The sequence below is a fragment of the Kitasatospora sp. NPDC053308 genome (assembly GCF_055585785.1).
Genome location: NZ_JBVJJY010000003.1, coordinates 467,496 through 486,771 on the forward strand (window position 1 = coordinate 467,496; position 19,276 = coordinate 486,771).

Sequence of the window (19,276 nt, forward strand, 5' to 3'; positions counted from 1 at the left end):
CGGGGGCTTCCGCGCGGAGCCCCCGCCCCCGAACTCCTCCTGGCGGCGTGTACCCATCCGGTCGTGCCCGCGCCGCCAGGAGGTACGACCCGACCGGCGAGCGGGCCGGGGCTCATCCGCCCGCCCGCCGGTCGATCCAGCCGGTGATGCGTAACCCCTCCCAGGGGGCACTTCGGTCGTGCCTGCGCGTCGCCTGGCCCCTCCCCGCCGAGGGGAGCCCCCCGTACGTCGGAAGCGGGACGGGGGGAACGGCGGGGAGGGGTCGCACCCCTCCGGATCTCCCCGTGGAGGTCGTACCCCCGCGCATCTCCCTGCGGAGGTCAGACCCCCGCGGATCTTCCCGCGGAGGCCGGCACTCCCCGGGTCTCCGGGAGGGGGTCGCACCCCCGGGTCTCCGGGCCCATGCTGGACGCACTCCGCAAGAACCACGCCACACCCGTACGGAAGCGAGGACCGCACCATGCCCCCCACCCCTCACCAGGGCCATGTGGTCGTCGCCCCCGACAAGTTCAAGGGCACCCTGGAGGGCGCCGAGGTGGCCGCCCGGATCGCCGCCGGGATCCGCCGCGCCGCGCCCGGCACCGAGGTGCGCGAGCTGCCCGTCGCCGACGGCGGCGAGGGCACCCTGGCCGCCGCCCTGGCGGCCGGCTTCGACCGGGTCGCGGCGAAGGTGGCCGGTCCGACCGGCCTGCCGGTGGACGCCGCGCTCGCCGTCCGCGGCGACACCGCCGTGGTCGAGCTGGCGCAGGCCTCCGGCCTCGCCCGGCTGCCCGGCGGTCGCACCGCCCCGCTCACGGCCGGGTCCTACGGGGTCGGCCAGCTGATCGCCCGGGCCGTGTCGCTCGGCGCCAAGCGGATCGTGCTGGGCCTCGGCGGCAGCGCCGGAACCGACGGCGGAGCGGGCATGGTGCAGGCGCTCGGGGTACGCCTGCTCGATGCCGACGGCGCCGAACTCCCGCCCGGCGGAGCCGCGTTGCGCAAGCTCGCCGAGGTCGACCCCGGCCCGCTGGCGGACCTGCTGGCCGGCGTCGAGGTCGTGGTGGCCTGTGACGTGGACAATCCGCTGCTCGGGCCGCGCGGCGCCACCGCCGTCTACGGCCCGCAGAAGGGCGCGGACGGCGAGGACCTGGTGGTCCTGGAGGAAGGCCTGACCCGGTTCGCCGACCTGGTCGCCGCGGCCACCGGCCGTGACCTGCGGGAGGCCCCCGGCGCCGGGGCCGCGGGCGGGGTGGGCTTCGCCGCCCTCGCCCTGCTCGGCGCCACCATGCGACCCGGCATCGAGCTGCTGCTCGATCTGCTGGGCTTCGACGAGGCCGTGCGTGGGGCACGCCTCGTCGTGACCGGCGAGGGCTGCCTGGACGCTCAGACGCTCCACGGCAAGGCCCCCGCCGGAGTTGCCGCGGCGGCCGCCCGGGCGGGGGTTCGGGTGGCTGCCGTGGCAGGTCGGCTGGAGCTCGCCGAGCCCGAGTGGCGGGCGGCCGGCTTCGCCGCCGCGATCGCCCTGACCGACCTGGCCGAGCAGCCGGGGGACAGCATGACCAGGGCGGCCGAGCTGGCCGAGGTCGCGGGGGAGAGGCTGGCCGGCGAGCTGCTGGCGCGCTGAACCCCCGGCCGGTTCGCAGCGGACCCTCGTACGTTCCTCCATTGACGTTTTGTTGAAGGCGGGCCTAGGCTCCCCGCAATCCCTCGCCTCCCCGGGTCCGGCCCACCCCCCCACACCACCCCAACTCCCAGGTTCCGGAGGTCTCCCATGCCTTTCAGCCAGCCGACGGTGATCCGCTCCCGGCGGGTGTTCCTGCCCGACGGGGAGCGCCCCGCGGACGTGCTGATCCGGGACGGGAAGATCGAGCAGGTCGTCGCGCACGGCGAGCTCACGGTCGGCGACCGCGAACTCGCCGACCTCGGCGACACCGCCCTGCTGCCCGGCCTGGTCGACACCCACGTGCACGTCAACGAGCCCGGCCGCACCGAGTGGGAGGGCTTCGCCACCGCCACCCGGGCCGCCGCGGCCGGCGGCGTCACCACGATCATCGACATGCCGCTCAACTCGATCCCGCCCACCACCACGGTGGAGGGCCTGCTGGCCAAGCGGAAGACCGCCGACGGCCAGGCCTGGGTCGACCTCGGCTTCTGGGGCGGCGCCGTCCCCGGCAACGTGCCGGACCTCGAACCCCTGCACCGCGAGGGCGTGTTCGGCTTCAAGAGCTTCCTCGCGCCCTCCGGGGTGGATGAGTTCCCGCACGTCGAGGCCGCCGACCTGGAGGCCGCCCTGGCCGAGCAGGCCCGGATCGGCGCGCTGGCCATCATCCACGCCGAGGACCCGGCCGTCCTCGCCGCCGCCCCGCAGCAACCCGGCGTCCACTACCGCGACTTCCTGGCCTCCCGCCCCGACGACGCGGAGACCGCGGCCGTCGCCCACCTGCTGGACACCGCCCGGCGCACCGGAGCCCGGGTCCACATCCTGCACGTCTCCTCCGCCGCCGTGCTGCCACTGCTGCGCCAGGCCCGCGAGGACGGCGTCCGGGTGACCGCCGAGACCTGCCCGCACTACCTGACCCTCGCGGCCGAGCAGGTGCCCGACGGCGACACCGCCTTCAAGTGCTGCCCGCCGATCCGCGACGAGTCCAACCGGGACGCGCTCTGGGAGGCCCTGGCGAACGGCGAGTTCATCGCCGTCGTCTCCGACCACTCGCCCTCCACCCCCGACCTCAAGCTGCTGCCCGAGTACGGCGGCAACGGGGACTTCGCGGCCGCCTGGGGCGGCATCGCCTCGCTGCAGCTCGGCCTGCCGGCCGTCTGGACCGAGGCCCGCCGCCGCGGCCACACCCTGTCCGACGTCGTGCGCTGGATGTCCGCCGGACCGGCCGAACTGGTCGGCCTCACCGGCACCAAGGGCGCCATCGCGCCCGGCCACGACGCCGACCTGGTCGCCTTCGACCCCGACGGCGAGTTCGCCGTCCGGGCGAGCGGGCTGCACCACCGCAACCCGGTGACCCCGTACGCGGGCCGCACCCTCACCGGCGCGGTGCGCACCACCTGGCTGCGCGGCCGCGAGGTGGACACCGGCGCCCGCCCCTTCGGCCGGCAGCTCACCCGGCCCGCCGCCCCCGCCGCCCCCGCCCACCCCTCCGATCGTGCCTAGAGGAGAGTCAGTGACCACCGCAGACACCCCGAGTGCTCCCTTCACCGAACTGGTCAACCTGGCCTCCCGACTGCTCGGCGCGGGCGTCGTCGCCACCAACGAGGACACCTTCGCGGACGCCGAGAACCTGCTGGTCGCCAAGCCGGCCGAGTTCCGCCCGCACACCTTCGGCCACAAGGGCCAGATCATGGACGGCTGGGAGTCCAAGCGCCGCCGCGGCGTCTCCGCCGAGCAGCCGCACCCCACCGACCAGGACCACGACTGGGCGATCGTCCGGCTCGGCGTGGGCGGCGTGATCCGCGGCGTGATCGTGGACACCGCCCACTTCACCGGCAACTACCCGGAGTCCGGCTCCGTCGAGGCCGCGTCCGTCCCCGGCCACCCCTCGCCCGAGGAGCTGCAGGACGCCGAGTGGACCACGATCGTGCCGCGCACCCCGCTGCGCGGGAACACCGCCCACGAGTTCGCCGTCGAGGACGCCACCCGCTACACCCACGTGCGGCTCAACATCTTCCCGGACGGCGGCGTCGCCCGGCTGCGGGTGCACGGCGAGGTGCTGCCCGACCCGCGCGAGCTGGACGGCCTCACCTTCGACCTGGCCGCCCAGGAGTACGGCGGCGTGGCCGAGGCGGCGTCCGACCGCTACTTCTCCTCCCCGCACAACCTGAACGCTCCCGGTCGCGCCTCCGTCATGGGCGAGGGCTGGGAGACCCGGCGTCGGCGCGACAAGGCCAACGACTGGGTGCAGATCGCCCTGGCCGGGGGCGGTGAGGTCCTGGCCGCCGAGGTGGACACCACCCACTTCGTCGCCAACGCCCCCGGCTGGGCCGACCTGATCGGCTTCGACGCCTCGACCGGGGCCGACCCGGCCGAGGGCGAGTGGTTCGAGCTGCTGCCCCGCACCCGGCTCCAGCCCGACACCCGGCACCGCTTCCGGCTGGACGCCGGCCGCCCGGTGACCCATGTGCGGATCAACGTCTACCCGGACGGCGGGCTCGCCCGCCTCCGGCTCACCGGCCGCCTCACCGAGGCCGGGCGCGCGGCCCTCGCGCTGCGCTGGTTCGACGCCCTCCCGGCCGCCGAGGCCACCGCGGCTCTCACCGGGGCCGGGCTGACCGCCGACGAGGCGGCCGCGCTGACCGCCGCCCGTCCGCTCGCGGACCCGGCCGCGGCCGGCGCCGCCGTCGCGGCGCTCCAGCCGGCCGACGGCCCCGACGGCGAGCAGTCCTCCCGCCGCCGCTCGGCCGTCTGGCGCCTGCTCGGCGTCTGAGCCGGCCCGCCCGGGCCCCGGCCTCCGGCCTTCCGCTCTCCGGTTTTCCGGTCTCCGGCGTGGCCCGGCGCTCGCCGCGTGCCAGGCCTGCGCGCCGGGCACTCGCGGCGCCCGCGCGACGCGCCGTCAGCCCTTCCTCCACGCACCGCCCTTATCGACCCTGAAGGACCCTCCATGTCCAAGATCCTGACCACGGAGTCCGGCGCCCCGGTCGCCGACAACCAGAACTCGGCCTCGGCCGGCGAGTACGGCCCGCTGCTGATCCAGGACCAGCAGCTGCTGGAGAAGCTGGCCCGCTTCAACCGCGAGCGCATCCCGGAGCGCGTCGTGCACGCCCGCGGCTCCGGCGCGTACGGCTACTTCGAGGTCACCGACGAGGTCTCGCAGTACACCCGGGCGGCTTTCCTCTCCGAGGTCGGCAAGCGCACCGAGGTCTTCCTGCGCTTCTCCACCGTGGCCGGCAACCTGGGCGCCAGCGACGCGGTGCGCGACCCGCGCGGCTTCGCCGTGAAGTTCTACACCGAGGAGGGCAACTACGACCTCGTCGGCAACAACACCCCGGTGTTCTTCATCAAGGACCCGATCAAGTTCCCCGACTTCATCCACTCCCAGAAGCGCGACCCGTACACCGGCGTGCAGGAGGCGGACAACGTCTGGGACTTCTGGGCCCACTCGCCGGCCTCGACCCACCAGATCACCTGGCTGTTCGGCGACCGCGGCATCCCGGCCTCGTACCGTCACATGAACGGGTACGGCTCGCACACCTACCAGTGGGTCAACGCCGACGGCGACGCCTACTGGGTGAAGTACCACTTCAAGACCAACCAGGGCATCCGCTGCCTGGACGCCGCCCAGTCCGCCGAGGTGCTCGGCGCCGACGCCGACTCGCACCAGCGCGACCTGCACCAGGCCATCGAGCGCGGGGTGTTCCCGTCCTGGACCCTCTACGTCCAGCTGATGCCGGTCGCCGAGGCCGCGGACTACCGCTTCAACCCCTTCGACCTCACCAAGGTGTGGCCGCACGCCGACTACCCGCTGGTCAAGGTCGGCCGCCTGGTCCTCAACAAGAACCCGGAGAACGTCTTCGCCGACGTCGAGCAGTCCGCGTTCTCGCCGAACAACTTCGTGCCCGGCATCGGCCCGTCCCCGGACAAGATGCTCCAGGGCCGGCTGTTCGCCTACGCGGACGCCCAGCGCTACCGCCTCGGCGTCAACCACACCCAGCTGCCGGTGAACGCCCCGCGCGCCACCGAGGCCGCCAACTACGGCCGGGACGGTTTCATGGCCGCCAACACCGCGGGCCGCGGCAAGAACTACGAGCCCAACTCGTACGACGGCCCCGCCCAGACCGACAACGCGCTCGCCGCGCCGGTCAAGGTCGACGGCCACACCGGCACCTACACCACGCCGGCCCACAGCAAGGACGACGACTTCTTCCAGGCCGGTGAGCTGTACCGGCTGATGTCGGCCGGTGAGAAGACCCGCCTGATCGACAACATCGCGGGCTTCCTGGCGCAGGTCACCCGGGACGACATCATCGAGAAGAACCTCGCCCACTTCCACGCCGCGGACGAGGAGTACGGTGCCCGCCTCGCGGCCGCCGTCGCCAAGCTCCGCGCGGGCGAAGAGGCCTGACCGGCCGCCAAGCCGCCAAGCCGCCAAGCCGCCGGCCGCCGGGCGACCGGCCGACCAACCTTCGACCGCACCTCCCGAATGGCCGCCGGGCCCGCACCCGGCGGCCGCAGGACGGGCTCCTCCCCCCAGGGCAGTGGGGGAGGGGCCCGTCGTGGTGCTTCCGGGGCGCGGCCGGCCCCGACCGGAGGTTGCTGCACGGAATGTTCACGGATATTCACGGACGGCAGTCGCCGGAGCCACCGGGTCGTTAGGCTGGGCTTGCCCGCGGTCGCTCCGTGGGGGGACATCGGAAGGGGACGACATGTCGACACCAGCCCCGGGTCGTCACGCCGCGCTGGACCAGGGCCTGACCGGTCCGTTCACCTCCCTGCAGCACGCCCTCAGACTGCTGGAGGCGGTCGACCGCCACCCCGACGGCGCCACCCTGGTGGGCCTCGCGCGGGAGACCTCGCTCGGGCTGCCGACCGTCCGGCGGCTCGCGGAGATCCTGGAGATCGAGGGCTACCTCCAGTGCCAGGACGGCGGTTGGGTGCTCGGCGGCACCTTCGCGCTGCTCGGGCAGCACAACCGGGAGCAGCTGGTGAAGGCCCGGCTCGACCGCAAACTCGCCGAACTCCGTGACGAGTTGGGCGCTGCGGTGTACTTCACCCGGTACCACGAGGGCGAGTTGTCGGTCGAGGCGGTCTCGGCGGCCGAGTACGCGCCGGCGGTGCAGGAGTGGGTGGACTTCCGGGCCACCGCGCACGCCAGTGCGATCGGCAAGTGCCTGCTCGGCCAGCTGGACGCGGACGCCCGGCGCGACCACCTCTCCCGCCACCCGGTCGCCCGGCTCACCTCCCGCACCGTCACCGACGCCGACCAGCTGATGCACCGGCTGGAGCGCCAGCCCGCCACGGTGCCGGTGCTGGACATCCAGGAGTACGCACTGGGCACGGTGTGCGCGGCGGTGCCGATCACGGCGGGCAGCACGGTCGGCTGCCTGGCCACCTCGATGCCGGTGGCCAACATCCACAAGCTGAAGGCCGCCGCCGAGCTGCTGGCCGCCCGGGCGGCGCCACTGCTGCTGGCGATGGCGGTCTGACGGCCGGACGGCACGGGAGTTCGCGGGAGCCCCATCGGGAGAACCGGTGGGGCTCCCCGCGTTTCCCGGGCCGTCCGCCGGTGCACATCACTTATTAGACTCGATGTCGATAAGGGCCGCCGAAACCCTTGTCCCGGCCGTTACCCGCGAGTACGTTGCTGGGAGTCGAGCCGCCGCTCCCAGGTCAGGAGGGCCTGCCATGCCCCGCACCACCCCCGTCCCCGCCCTCGCCGCTCCCGCCGCCCGCGTGCACGACAGCCTCGTCCTGGAGCCCCGGGACGTCCGCTTCGACTGGGCCGGGCTGCCGCTGCACTGGATCCCGGACGAGCCGATGGCCACCCACGTCATCAACGTGCTGCACCTGCTGCTGCCCGAGGGCGAGCGCTGGTTCGTCAAGGTGTTCAAGGAGGCGCTGCCGCTCATCCGGGACGAGCGGCTGCGCGAGGAGGTGCTCGGCTTCATCGGGCAGGAGGCCATCCACGCCGAGGCCCACCAGGAGGTCCTCGACCACCTGCTGGGCCAGGGGCTCGACCCCCGGCCGTACGTCCGCCAGGTCTCCTGGCTGTTCCGGCGGATCCTCGGCGACAAGCCGGGGCTGACGCCGGCCCAGCGGCGCGAGAACGTCATCGAGAGGGTCGCCTTCATCGCGGCCATCGAGCACTTCACCGCCTTCCTCGGCAACTGGGCGCTCAACTCCCCGGGCCTGGACCGCGCCGAGGCCGACCCGACGATGCTCGACCTGCTGCGCTGGCACGGCGCCGAGGAGGTCGAGCACCGCAGCGTCGCCTTCGACCTGATGGTCCACCTGGACCCGGGCTACCTCCGGCGGGTCCGCGGGATGGTGATCTCCGGGCCGCTGCTGGTCCACCTGTGGGTGCGCGGCGCCCGCTTCATGCTCGCCGCCGATCCGACCCTGGACGGGCGACTCAAGCCCACCTGGCGCGAGGCCGGGCGGATCGCCAAGCGCGGCCTGCTGCCGGATCCGCTCAAGTCGATCCGCTCCGGGCTGCGGTACCTGCGGCCGGGCTACCACCCGACCCAGGAGGGCTCCTCCAGTCAGGCGCTGGGCTACCTCGCCAGCTCCCCGGCCGCCCGCGCGGCCGCCGCGAGGGGCTGACGGCGGACAGGTTTCAACGAACAGGTTTCAGCGGACAGATTTCAGACGACAGCTTTCAGCAAACAGAAAACGTTATCTGTCATCTGTTATCTGTCATCTGTCCCCGTCCCCCGTCGCCCGCACGCTGTCCGCTGCTCGCGGACCTCCCCCCGCCACGCCCCTCTCCCACGCCAAGGACCCGCCGGATGGACCTGCTCACCCCGCCCCCCGACCTCTACGGCCGCCCCCGAGCCGACGGCTTCATCCGGTGGATCACCGCGTTCGGCGACCGCTACTCCCCGGCCCTCGGCGGCCCGCTGCTGCGCCGCAACCCCCGCCGCCCGTTCAGCCGCCCCCTCCCGCCGCTGCAGCTGGTGGTCACCGCACGCCGCGAACTCGCCGCCGATGTCGTCGAGTTGAGCCTCGCCGACCCGTCCGGCGGTCCGCTGCCGGGCTGGCAACCCGGAGCCCACCTGCGGCTCGTCCTGCCCTCCGGTCGCGAGCGCCACTACTCCCTCTGCGGGGACCCGGCCGACCGCACCGCCTACCGCATCGCCGTCCGGCGGCTCCCCGAGGGCGGCGGCGGGTCCGTCGAGGTCCACGACACCCTGCACCCCGGCGCCCGGCTCACCGCCCGCCGCCCCCGCAACGGCTTCGCCTTCTGCGCGGAACCCGCCGTCCTCCTGCTCGCCGGCGGCATCGGCATCACCCCGCTGCTGCCGATGGCCCGGGAGGCGCAGCGGCACGGCCTGGACTGGCGCCTGGTGCACGTCGGCCGGAGCGCCGACACCCTCCCGTACGCCGAGGAGCTGCGGGCCCTGGACCCCGCGCGCGTGGTGCTGCGCGCCGACGACGAGCACGGCGGCGTCCCCACCGGCGCCGAGCTGCTCGCCCACGCCCCGGACGGCGCCGCCGTCTACTGCTGCGGCCCGGCCCCGATGCTCTCCGCCGTGCAGCGCGCGCTGGACGGCTCCTCGGCCACCGCCCTGCACTTCGAGCGCTTCGGCGCCGCCCCGATCACCGACGGCGTGCCCTTCGCCGTCCGCCTCGGCGCCGACGGCCCGACCCTGGACGTGCCCGCCGACCGGTCCGCCCTGGACGTGCTGCGCGAGGCCCGCCCGGACCTCCCGTACTCCTGCCGCCAGGGCTTCTGCGGCACCTGCGAGGTCCGCGTGCTGGCCGGGTCCCCCGACCACCGGGACCGCCGCCTCACCCCGGAGCAGCGTGCCGCCGGCGCCCTGCTGCCCTGCGTCTCCCGGGCCGCCGAGGGCGAGACCCTCGTGCTCGACCTCTAGCCCGACCTCCAGAAGGAGCCCCCGATGCCCTCCTCGGCGAAAGCGACCCCCGCCTTCCGCTACGGCGAGCGCGACCTCGCCCGCTTCCGCGAGACCCAGCAACTCGCCTACCACTGCGCCGAACAGGTCGCCGCCTGGATCGAACCGGGCGTCACCGAGCGGCAGGCCACCGCCGAGCTGCGCCGCTGCCTGGTCGCCGCCGGGGTGCAGGACTTCTTCCACGTCCCCTTCGCCTGGTTCGGCGACCGTACGGCGTTCCGCCACTTCCACACCCCGCTGCAGTTCTTCGCCGGCAACCGCCGACTGGAGGAGGGCATGCCGTACGTGCTGGACTGCGCGCCCGTCGTGGACGGCTACACAGCCGACATCGGGTACGGGGGCAAGGTCGGCGAGAACCGGATCTGGGACCGGCTCGCCGCCGACCTCCGGGTGTACCGCGAGCTGATCCTCGCCGAGGTGCGGGCCCGCAAGCCGCTGAACGAGGTGTACGCGGCGGTGGACGCGCAGCTCGCCGCGCACGGCTACGACAACCGCCACCAGGTGTACCCGGGCCGGGTGATCGGCCACCAGGTCACCCGCACCACGGCGCGCGGCCCGGCCGGGGTGAACGTCTTCGGCTTCGGCGTGCGCACCCTGCAGACCCTCGGCCGCGAGTTCGTCTCCGAGCGCCTGCACGGCCGGTCACCGCTGTGGGCGGACGGCCGGTCGTCCCGGCACGCGCCCACCCCGGGCCTGTGGGCGGTCGAACCGCACATCGCCTTCCGCGGTGTGGGCATCAAGTTCGAGGAACTGCTGGTGGTCACCGAGGACGACGCCTACTGGCTGGACGACGACCTGCCGCACGTCCGCCGCTGGACCGCCTCCGCCACCGCCGATCGGACTGCGCCCGAGCAGACTGCCCAGCAGACGGACCCTGAGCAGCCCGCCGCCGAGCCGAGCACCGAGCCGAGCACCGGCCCGAGCACCGAGCCGACCGCCCTGGAGGCCACCCGATGACGCCCTCGCCGAGCCCGGTCCGCCGCCGGACCGTCCACTCCGGCGGCCTGCCGCTCGCCGTCTTCGAGCAGGGCGACCCCGCGGCCCCCACCGTCCTCCTGGTCCACGGCTACCCCGACACCCACGCGGTCTGGGACGACATCGCCGCCGACCTCGCCCGGGACCACCACGTGGTCCGCTACGACGTCCGCGGCGCCGGTGAGTCCGGCGTCCCCGCCGACCGCGAGGGCTACCGGCTGGAGCACCTGGCCGAGGACCTGTTCGCCGTCGCCGACGCGGTCAGCCCGGAGCGCCCGGTCCACCTGCTCGCCCACGACTGGGGCTCGATCCAGTCCTGGGAGGCCGTCACCGCGCCCGGCGCCGAGCGCCGGATCGCCTCGTACACCACGATGTCCGGCCCCAGCCTGGACCACATGGGGTTCTGGCTGCGCCACCGGCTGCGCCGCCCGACCCCGCGGCACCTGAAGCAGCTGGTCCACCAGGGCCTGCACTCCTGGTACATCACCGCCTTCCACCTTCCCTTCCTCGCCCCCGGCGTCTGGCGCCTGGGCCTGGCGCGGGCCTGGCCGCGGGTGCTGCGCGACCTGGAGCACGTCACGCCGCGGGCCGGCCACCCGCAGCGCAGCCTGCGCCGCGACGCGGTCCGCGGCATCGAGCTGTACCGGGCCAACTTCCGCCCGACGATGGGAAGTCCGCGCGAGCGGCGGACCGAGGTGCCGGTCCAGCTGGTCACCCTCACCCGGGACCGCTACGTCGGCACCTACCTCTCCGAGGGCCTGGAGCGCTGGGTGCCGAAGCTGACCCGCAGGACGCTGCACGCCGGCCACTGGTCGGCGCTGCTGGAGAAGGGAGCCACCGTGGCCGGACTGGTCCGCGAGTTCACCGCCCGCACCGAGGCCGAGCGCGCCGGGCAGGCCGTCGGGGACGAACTCGCCCTGGACGACGGCCGGTTGGTGGTCGTCACCGGCGGCGGCAGCGGCATCGGCCGGGCCACCGCGCTCGCCTTCGCCGAGGAGGGCGCCCGGGTGGTGGTCTGCGACGTCGACCTCGCCGCCGCCGAGCGCACCGCCGAACTCGCCTCGCTGGTCGGCCCGGTGGCGCACGCCTACCGGGTGGACGTCTCCGACGGCGCCGCCGTGGACGCCTTCGCGCAGAGCGTCGCGGCCGAGCACGGGGTGCCCGACGTGGTGGTCAACAACGCGGGCATCGGCCATTCCGGGACGTTCCTGCAGACCACCGAGAAGGAGTGGCAGCGGGTCCTGGACGTCAACCTCTGGGGCGTGATCCACGGCTGCCGCGCCTTCGGCACCCTGATGGCGGACCGCGGCCAGGGCGGCCACATCGTCAACGTCTCCTCGGCCGCCGCCTACCTGCCCTCCAAGGCGCTGACCGCCTACGCCACCAGCAAGGCCGCGGTGTTCATGCTCTCGGACTGCCTGCGCGCCGAGTTCGTCGGCCACGGCATCGGCGTCTCCACCATCTGCCCGGGCATCGTCGACACCAACATCACCCGTACCTCGACCTTCTCCGCCACCAGCGCCGCCGAACAGGCCGCCAAGCGGGCCCGCGCGGCCAAGCTCTACGCCCGCCGCGGCTTCCCGCCGGAGGTGGTCGCCACCGCGATCCTCGCCGCCGTCCGCACCGGCAAGCCCGTGGTCCCGGTGACCCCGGAGGCCAAGGCCGCCCGCTTCCTCTCCCGCCTCAGCCCCGGCCTGCTCCGCCTGGCCGCCCGCCTCAACGTCACCTGACCGGGGGAACGTCACCGGAACGGACCAGTCACGCCTGCGATATCAAGAGTCTTGGAATTGATATCGCAGGCTCGCTCCGGTCCAGGAGGTCGACCATGGCCCGCACCGTGATAGACGTCAACGACGAACTGCTCGCCGAGGCCGCCGAGATCCTCGGTACGACGACCAAGGTCGCCACCGTCAACGCAGCCCTCGAAGACCTCGTGAAGCGGCGCAAGCGCGAGGAGTTCATGGCCTGGCTGGCTGAGGGCGGACTACCCGATCTCACCGGGCCGGTGGAAAAGGATGAGTGACCGCTTCCTGATCGACGCGTCTGCGTTCGCCCGCTTCTCCAAACCGGTGGTCAGGGAGGTCCTCCACCCGCTGATCATCAGGGGAGTGGTGGCGATCTGTGGCGCCGTCGAACTGGAGATCATGCACAGTGCCCGCTCCGAGTCGGACGCCATTCGGGTCCGGGAGGGCCTGAGCGGCTTCGACTGGCTGTCCACCCCTGACGAGGTCTGGGACCGCGCCATCGAGGTGCAGGCGCTCCTCACGGCCGGGGGCAACTGGCGGGCACTGTCGGTACCGAACCTCGTCATCGCGGCCACTGCCGAGCGCCATGCCGCCACCGTCCTGCACTACGACGGCGACTACGACATGATCGCCGCCGTCACCGGCCAGCCGACCCGGTGGGTCGTGCCGCCCGGCACCGCCGACTGACGGCCTGACGGACCCGGGTCGGCCGTCCCCGGGCTGTGAGAGCATCCGGGTCCATGGAGACGACAACCGCGCTGTGGTCCTTCGCCCTCGTCGTGGGGCTGCTCACGCTGACGCCCGGGCTCGACACCGCGCTGGTCCTGCGGACCTCCGCGCTGGGCCGGCGGCGTCAGGCGTGGGGCGTGGTGCTGGGGATCCAGACCGGGACGCTGATCTGGGGCACGCTGACCTCCGCCGGGGTGACGGCGCTGCTGACCGCCTCGCACGTGGCCTACGAGGTGCTGCGCTGGGCGGGGGCCGCGTACCTGGTGTGGATGGGCGTCGGGATGCTGCGCGACCGGGGCGACCGGCGCGACCGGGGCGACCGGGGCGACCGGGGCGACCGGGGCGTCCGGGGCGTCCGGGGCGTCCGGGCGGCCGACGAGGCGGAGCCGACGACCGGGGGCGGGTTCGGGCACGGCTGGCGGCGGGGCACGCTGACCAACCTGCTGAACCCCAAGGTCGGGGTCTTCTACGTGGCCGTGCTCCCGCAGTTCATCCCCGCCGGCGCCCCGCACTTCGCCGCCGGTGTGGCGCTGACCTGCGTCCACGTCGCGCAGGGCCTGCTCTGGTCGACCGTCCTGGTGGGCTTCGCCCGGGTGCTGCGCGGCTGGTTGCGCCGGCCGGCCGCGCGCAGGGTGATGGACCGGGTGACCGGCGCGGTCGTGCTGGGGTTCGGCCTGAAGCTGGCGCTCGCCGACTGAGCCGGGGCCCGGACGCCCGGGCGGGGTCAGCCCGGGGCGCGGGCGGGCCCGGGCGCGCGGGCGGCTACGCGGCGTGGGTCCGGGATTCCCGCGGTTCGGCGGGAGCGGTCGGAGCGGCCGGGGCGGTCAGGCCGGTGTCGTGGTGGATCGGCCCGTCGCCGGCGCTCAGCGGCAGGCAGCTGCCGCCGCGTCGGTGCGCGATGATCTCGGCGGCGACGGAGACCGCCGTCTCCTCCGGGGTGCGCGCGCCGAGGTCGAGGCCGATGGGGGAGCGCAGCCGGGCCAGTTCGGCCTCGGTGAGTCCCGCCTCGCGCAGCTTCGCCTGGCGGTCCCGGTGGGTGCGGCGCGAGCCCATGGCGCCGACGTAGCCGACCGGCAGCCGCAGGGCGCGCTCCAGCAGCGGCACGTCGAACTTGGCGTCGTGGGTGAGCACGCAGAGCACGGTCCGCCCGTCGATCCGGTCGAGCTGGGAGTCGAGGTAGCGGTGCGGCCAGTCGACCACGACCTCGTCGGCCTCGGGGAAGCGACGGGCGGTGGCGAAGACGGGCCGGGCGTCGCAGACGGTGACGTGGTAGCCGAGGAACCTGCCGATCCGTACCACCGCGGCGGCGAAGTCGATGGCCCCGAACACCAGCATCCGCGGGGCGGGCACGTAGGACTCGACGAAGCAGGTGACGGTGCCGCGTTCGTCCTCGTCGCAGGGGCGGCCGTCCAGGCCGAGGACGAGCCGGCCGGTCCGTCCGGCCTCCAGCATGGCCCGGGCCTCGGCCGCGATCGCCCGCTGCAGGCCGCCGACCGTGGACGGGCCGGTGGAAAGCGCCCCGGTGACGCCGTCGGCGGTGACCGCGAGGGTAGCGCCGAGCAGACCGACCGGGCCGTCGATCACCCGCGCCAGGGCCACCGGCGTGCCGGCGGCGATGTGCGCGATCCCGGCGTCCAGCCCGGCGTCGGTCCCCGGCACGACCGGCTGGACGAACACGTCCAGGATCCCGCCGCAGGTCAGGCCGACGGCGAAGGCGTCCTCGTCGCTGAACCCGAAGCGTTCCAGCACCGGTTCGCCGCTCTCGATCGCGTCCTGGCACAGCTCGTACACCGCGCCCTCGACGCAGCCGCCGGAGACGCTGCCGATCGCCTCGCCGTCCGCGTCGACGGCCAGTGCCGCCCCCGGGTCGCGCGGAGCGCTGCCGGAGACGCCGACCACGGTGGCCACGGCGAAGGTGTGCCCGGTCGCGTGCCAGGCCTGCAGCTGCTCGGCGATGTCCTGCATGGCGGGGGCTCCTTACTCGGTTTCGACAGTAGCGGGGACGCCGCCGTACGGGAAACGGTCCCGTACGGCGGCGGTGGTGCCGGGGCGGTGGTGCCGGGCGGTGGTGCGGCGGGGGTGGTGCGGGGACGGATCCCCTGGGACAGCCGCGGGGGCCGGTCAGTGCACGCCGAGCCAGGACTTGATCGGCGTGAGCGCGAAGTAGAGCACGAACACCGCGGTGAGGATCCACATGAGCACCCCGGGCTCGCGCCACTTGCCCAGACCGGCCTTGATGACCGTGTACGAGATGACGCCGGCCGCGACGCCCGCCGTGATGCTGTAGGTGAACGGCATCAGCACGCAGGTCAGGAAGGCGGGGATGGCGACCTCGCGGTCGGACCAGTCGATGTGCCGGGCCTGGCTCATCATCATCGAGCCGATGACCACCAGGGCGGCGGAGGCGACCTCGACCGGGACGATGCCGGCCAGCGGGGAGAAGAACAGCATCAGGGCGAACAGCCCGCCGGTGACGGTGGAGGCGAGGCCGGTCCGGGCGCCGTCGCCGACGCCGGTGGCCGACTCGACGAAGACCGTCTGGCCGGAGGCGCCCGCCAGGCCGCCGACCGCGCCGCCGGCGCCGTCGATGAACAGGGCCTTGGACAGGCCGGGCATCCGGCCCTGCCGGTCGGCCAGCCCGGCTTCGGTGCCGACGCCGATGATGGTGGCCATCGCGTCGAAGAAGCCGGCCAGGACGAGGGTGAACACCGCGACCGAGGCGCTGATCGCCCCCATGCCCTTGCCGCCGAAGGCGCCGAACAGGTCGACGTGGCCGAACAGGCTGAAGTCGGGCGCGGAGACCGGGTTGCCGGGCCACACCGGGACGGAGTTCGCCCAGGCCTTGGCGGGGACGTCGGCGAGCTTGTTGACGACGATCGCGACGACGGTGCCGCCGGCGATGCCGATCAGGATCGCGCCGCGGACGCCGCGCGCCATCAGCACGAAGATCGTGAGGACGGTGAGGCAGAAGATCAGGACGGGCCAGCCGGACAGCTCGCCGAAGGGGCCGAGCGAGAGCGGGGTGGGGCCGCCGGTGTGCACGAACCCGGCCTTGTAGAGGCCGATGATCGTCACGAACAGGCCGATGCCGATGGTGATCGCGTGCTTGAGCGGCAGCGGGATGCCGTTCATGATCTTCTCGCGCAGTCCGGAGACCACGAGCAGCACGATCAGCAGGCCGTAGATCACGCACAGGCCCATGGCCTGGGGCCAGGTGGTGTGGGGGACGACCAGCGCGGAGACCGCGCCGGAGACCGAGAGGCCGGCGGCGAGGGCCAGCGGTACGTTGCCGACCACGCCCATCAGGATGGTGGTGACGGCGGCCGCGAGGGCGGTGGCGGTGGTGAGTGCGGCGTGGTCCAGCTTGACGCCGGTGACGTCCGCGCCGCTCAGGATGAGCGGGTTGAGCAGGATGATGTACGCCATCGCCATGAAGGTGGTGAGACCACCGCGCAGTTCGTTGGCGAGCGTCGATCCCCGGGCCGAGATCTTGAAGTAGGCGTCCAGCGCGCTCTTCGGGTGGGGGGCCGGGGTCGACGCGTGGGTGTCGTCCTCGGCGGGTCTGTCTTCGGTGGTGCCGGGCTCCGTGGGGATCCTGGTCATGTCCACTCCCAAGTGTCAAAGGGGGTTGGGGTGGGCGAGCCGACCTGACTACCGGCGCATGAGCGGCATAGGGGGACGTATCGACTCACTGTGGGGAGCACTCCCGTACGGGGGAGTGCCGACGGTGCATTGGAGGGTGGTGCGCACCTCTGCGGGACCCCGGCGCGGGTAGGGCAGGTGGTGTGGGGGGTGGGACCCCCGGGGCGGCGGGGAAGACTGTCGCCGCCCCGGGGACGTGCGGACTCCGGGCGTCGGCCGGGGGTGCGGCCGAGTGTCCCCGGGTCTCAGCCGGGCTGTTCGGTGGTCAGGTGCTCCGGGCGGACCGGGATCCGGTTGAGCGCGAGACCGGTGGCGTTGCGGATGGCGGCCACGATGGACGGCGTCGCCGAGACGGTCGGCGCCTCGCCGACCCCGCGCAGCCCGTACGGCGCGTTGGGGTCGGGCAGTTCCAGGATCTCCACCGGGATCGGCGGGGTGTCCAGGATGGTGGGGATCAGGTAGTCGGTGAAGGAGGCGTTGCGGACCTTGCCGTCCCGCACGATGATCTCCTCCATCACCGCGAGGCCGAGGGCCTGGGTGCAGCCGCCCTGGATCTGGCCGACCACGGAGAGCGGGTTGAGCGCCTTGCCGACGTCCTGGACGGCGGTGAGCTCGACCACCTTGACCAGGCCCAGCTCCACGTCCACGTCCACCACGGCGCGGTTGGCGCAGAAGGTGTACTGGACGTGGCCGAAGCCCTGGCCGGTCTCCTTGTCGAAGGGCTGGGTGGGCCGGTGGTGGTGCTCGCGGGTGAGGTCGATGGCCTCGTCGCCGAGCAGGTCCACCATGGACACCAGCACGCCGGCGCTCTCCGAGACGACCTTGCCGCCGGCCAGCGTGATGTCCTTGTGGGTCCAGCCGTAGCGGCTGCGGCCCTTCTCGATCAGCTCCCGCCGGACCGCCTCGGCGGCCAGCTTCACCGCGCCGCCGGTCATGTAGGTCTGACGCGACGCGGAGGTCGAACCGGCCGACCCCACCTCGGTGTTGGCCGGGTGGATGGTGACCTGCTCGACGCCCAGCTCGGTGCGGGCGATCTGGGCGTGCACGGTGACGCCGCCCTGGCCGACCTCGGCCATCGCGGTGTGCACCATGGCGACCGGCTCGCCGCCGATGACCTCCAGCCGCACCCGGGCGGTGGAGTAGTCGTCGAAGCCCTCGGAGAAGCCGACGTTCTTGATGCCGACCGAGTAGCCGACGCCGCGCACGATGCCCTCGCCGTGCGAGGTGTTGGACAGCGCGCCGGGCAGCGCGCGCACGTCCAGGTTCTCGGTGTCCAGCGGCGGCGGCAGCGGCATGTCCTTGGCGCGCTGCAGCAGTTCGGCCACCGGGGCGGGCGAGTCGATCTGCTGGCCGGTGGGCATGAAGTCGCCCTCCGACATCGCGTTCAGCTGCCGCAACTCCACCGGGTCCATGCCCAGTTCGGCCGCCAGCTTGTCCATCTGGGACTCGTAGCCGAACGCGGCCTGCACCGCGCCGAAGCCGCGCATCGCCCCGCAGGACGGGTTGTTGCTGTAGAGCGCGATGGCGTGCATCCGGACGTTCGGGATCACGTACGGGCCGTGCCCGAGCGAGGCCGCGTTGCCGACCACGGCCGGCGAGGCGGAGGCGTAGGCGCCGCCGTCCAGCACGATCCGGCAGTCGGCGAAGACCAGCTTCCCGTCGCGGGTGGCGCCGTGCTCGTAGTGCATCCGCGCCGGGTGGCGGTGCACGTGGCCGTAGAAGGACTCGTCCCGGGAGTAGACGATCTTGACCGGCTTGCCGGTGTGCTGGGCCAGCAGGCAGGCGTGGATCTGCATCGAGATGTCCTCGCGGCCGCCGAACGCACCGCCGACGCCGGCCAGGGTGAGCCTGACCTTCTCCTCGGGCAGGTCCAGCACGGGGGCCATCTGCTCGCGGTCCACGTGCAGCCACTGGGTGGCGATGTAGAGGTCGATGCCGCCGTCCTCGGCGGGCACGGCCAGGCCGGACTCCGGGCCGAGGAAGGCCTGGTCCTGCATGCCGACCTCGTAGTCGCCGCTGACGATGACGTCCGCCATCGCCCGCACCTCGTCGGTCACGCCGAGGCCGGAGACCAGCTTCTGCTCGTGGCAGATGTTGCCGTACGCGTGCGACTTGTACTCGTGCGGCTCGTGGACGTAGCCGTGCGTCTCCGGGTCGAGGCACTGCTCCTCGGTGACGATCGGGGTGAGCACCCGGTACTCGACCTTGATCTTCTTCACCGCGCGGCGGGCCGTCTCCGGGTGGTCGGCGGCGACCAGCGCGATCGCCTCGCCGTGGTACCGGATCTTGTCGATGGCCAGGGCCGGCTGGTCCTGGATCTCCAGGCCGTAGTACTTCGAGCCGGGGATGTCCTCGTGCGTCAGCACCGCGTACACGCCGGGCACCTTCAGCGCCTCGGAGATGTCCACCGAGAGGATGTCGGCCCGGGGGTGCGGCGAGCGCAGCGCCATACCCCACAGCATGTCCTCGTGCCACAGGTCGGAGGAGTACGCGAACTCGCCCTTGACCTTCAGGTTGCCGTCCGGGCGCAGCGGCGAGCCGCCGATGCCGTCCTTGGACGCCTGGTTGATGTTCTGCAGGTTCTTCTGGCCCTGGATGGTGCGAGTGCTCACGCGGCCACCTCGCTG

General features: G+C 73.5%; 14 protein-coding genes and 1 pseudogene. 12 read left to right on the forward strand and 3 right to left on the reverse strand.

Features of this window, described 5'->3' with window-relative positions:
- Positions 1-460 precede the first annotated feature (460 nt).
- The 12 genes and pseudogenes from ACZ6Y7_RS10020 to ACZ6Y7_RS10075 all read left to right on the forward strand — a co-directional run bounded on the left by ACZ6Y7_RS10020 (position 461) and on the right by ACZ6Y7_RS10075 (position 13,705).
- On the forward strand, positions 461-1,603 hold the full coding sequence (locus tag ACZ6Y7_RS10020; protein WP_465757368.1) for a glycerate kinase: 1,143 nt from the start codon (positions 461-463) through the stop codon (positions 1,601-1,603).
- 147 nt (positions 1,604-1,750) lie between these two features.
- Entirely contained in the window at positions 1,751-3,142 is a 1,392-nt protein-coding gene (gene allB / locus ACZ6Y7_RS10025; protein ID WP_465757369.1) for an allantoinase AllB, read from the forward strand.
- Positions 3,132-4,199: pseudogene (alc, locus tag ACZ6Y7_RS10030) on the forward strand (allantoicase); the annotation flags it as partial. The gene allB and the pseudogene alc, both read left to right, overlap by 11 nt.
- 387 nt (positions 4,200-4,586) lie before the next feature.
- Positions 4,587-6,047 carry a catalase gene (locus ACZ6Y7_RS10035; RefSeq protein WP_465757370.1) on the forward strand — a complete coding sequence of 487 codons (1,461 nt, stop codon included), beginning with the start codon at positions 4,587-4,589 and terminating at the stop codon, positions 6,045-6,047.
- A 301-nt stretch (positions 6,048-6,348) separates the two neighbouring features.
- The gene (locus ACZ6Y7_RS10040; RefSeq protein ID WP_465757371.1) at positions 6,349-7,128 is read left to right on the forward strand and encodes an IclR family transcriptional regulator; all 780 of its coding nucleotides are present in this window, start codon (positions 6,349-6,351) and stop codon (positions 7,126-7,128) included.
- Positions 7,129-7,327: 199 nt separating this feature from the next.
- Positions 7,328-8,245 (forward strand): metal-dependent hydrolase, encoded by a 918-nt coding sequence (locus tag ACZ6Y7_RS10045; RefSeq protein WP_465757372.1) that lies wholly within the window; start codon positions 7,328-7,330, stop codon positions 8,243-8,245.
- 185 nt (positions 8,246-8,430) lie between these two features.
- Complete coding sequence (locus ACZ6Y7_RS10050) at positions 8,431-9,519, forward strand: PDR/VanB family oxidoreductase (protein WP_465757373.1); 1,089 nt, start codon at positions 8,431-8,433, stop codon at positions 9,517-9,519.
- 24 nt (positions 9,520-9,543) lie between these two features.
- Complete coding sequence (locus ACZ6Y7_RS10055; RefSeq protein WP_465757374.1) at positions 9,544-10,515, forward strand: M24 family metallopeptidase; 972 nt, start codon at positions 9,544-9,546, stop codon at positions 10,513-10,515.
- A complete protein-coding gene (locus tag ACZ6Y7_RS10060) occupies positions 10,512-12,263 on the forward strand; it encodes an SDR family oxidoreductase (protein WP_465757375.1) in 1,752 nt (583 codons plus the stop codon). The genes ACZ6Y7_RS10055 and ACZ6Y7_RS10060 overlap by 4 nt, the downstream gene beginning before the upstream one ends.
- Positions 12,264-12,358: 95 nt before the next feature.
- A complete protein-coding gene (locus ACZ6Y7_RS10065) occupies positions 12,359-12,556 on the forward strand; it encodes a type II toxin-antitoxin system VapB family antitoxin (RefSeq protein ID WP_465757376.1) in 198 nt (65 codons plus the stop codon).
- The gene (locus ACZ6Y7_RS10070; RefSeq protein ID WP_465757377.1) at positions 12,549-12,965 is read left to right on the forward strand and encodes a PIN domain-containing protein; all 417 of its coding nucleotides are present in this window, start codon (positions 12,549-12,551) and stop codon (positions 12,963-12,965) included. Before ACZ6Y7_RS10065 ends, ACZ6Y7_RS10070 begins: the two co-directional genes overlap by 8 nt.
- Positions 12,966-13,018: 53 nt before the next feature.
- Positions 13,019-13,705 carry a LysE family translocator gene (locus ACZ6Y7_RS10075; RefSeq protein WP_465757378.1) on the forward strand — a complete coding sequence of 229 codons (687 nt, stop codon included), beginning with the start codon at positions 13,019-13,021 and terminating at the stop codon, positions 13,703-13,705.
- A gap of 64 nt (positions 13,706-13,769) precedes the next feature.
- Here ACZ6Y7_RS10075 and ACZ6Y7_RS10080 read toward each other — a convergent pair whose 3' ends face one another.
- The 3 genes from ACZ6Y7_RS10080 to pucD all read right to left on the reverse strand — a co-directional run bounded on the left by ACZ6Y7_RS10080 (position 13,770) and on the right by pucD (position 19,261).
- Complete coding sequence (locus ACZ6Y7_RS10080; protein WP_465757379.1) at positions 13,770-14,972, reverse strand: XdhC family protein; 1,203 nt, start codon at positions 14,970-14,972, stop codon at positions 13,770-13,772.
- A 156-nt stretch (positions 14,973-15,128) separates the two neighbouring features.
- Positions 15,129-16,610 (reverse strand): NCS2 family permease, encoded by a 1,482-nt coding sequence (locus ACZ6Y7_RS10085; protein ID WP_465757380.1) that lies wholly within the window; start codon positions 16,608-16,610, stop codon positions 15,129-15,131.
- A gap of 284 nt (positions 16,611-16,894) precedes the next feature.
- Complete coding sequence (gene pucD, locus ACZ6Y7_RS10090; protein ID WP_465757381.1) at positions 16,895-19,261, reverse strand: xanthine dehydrogenase subunit D; 2,367 nt, start codon at positions 19,259-19,261, stop codon at positions 16,895-16,897.
- Between the last annotated feature and the right edge of the window lie 15 nt (positions 19,262-19,276).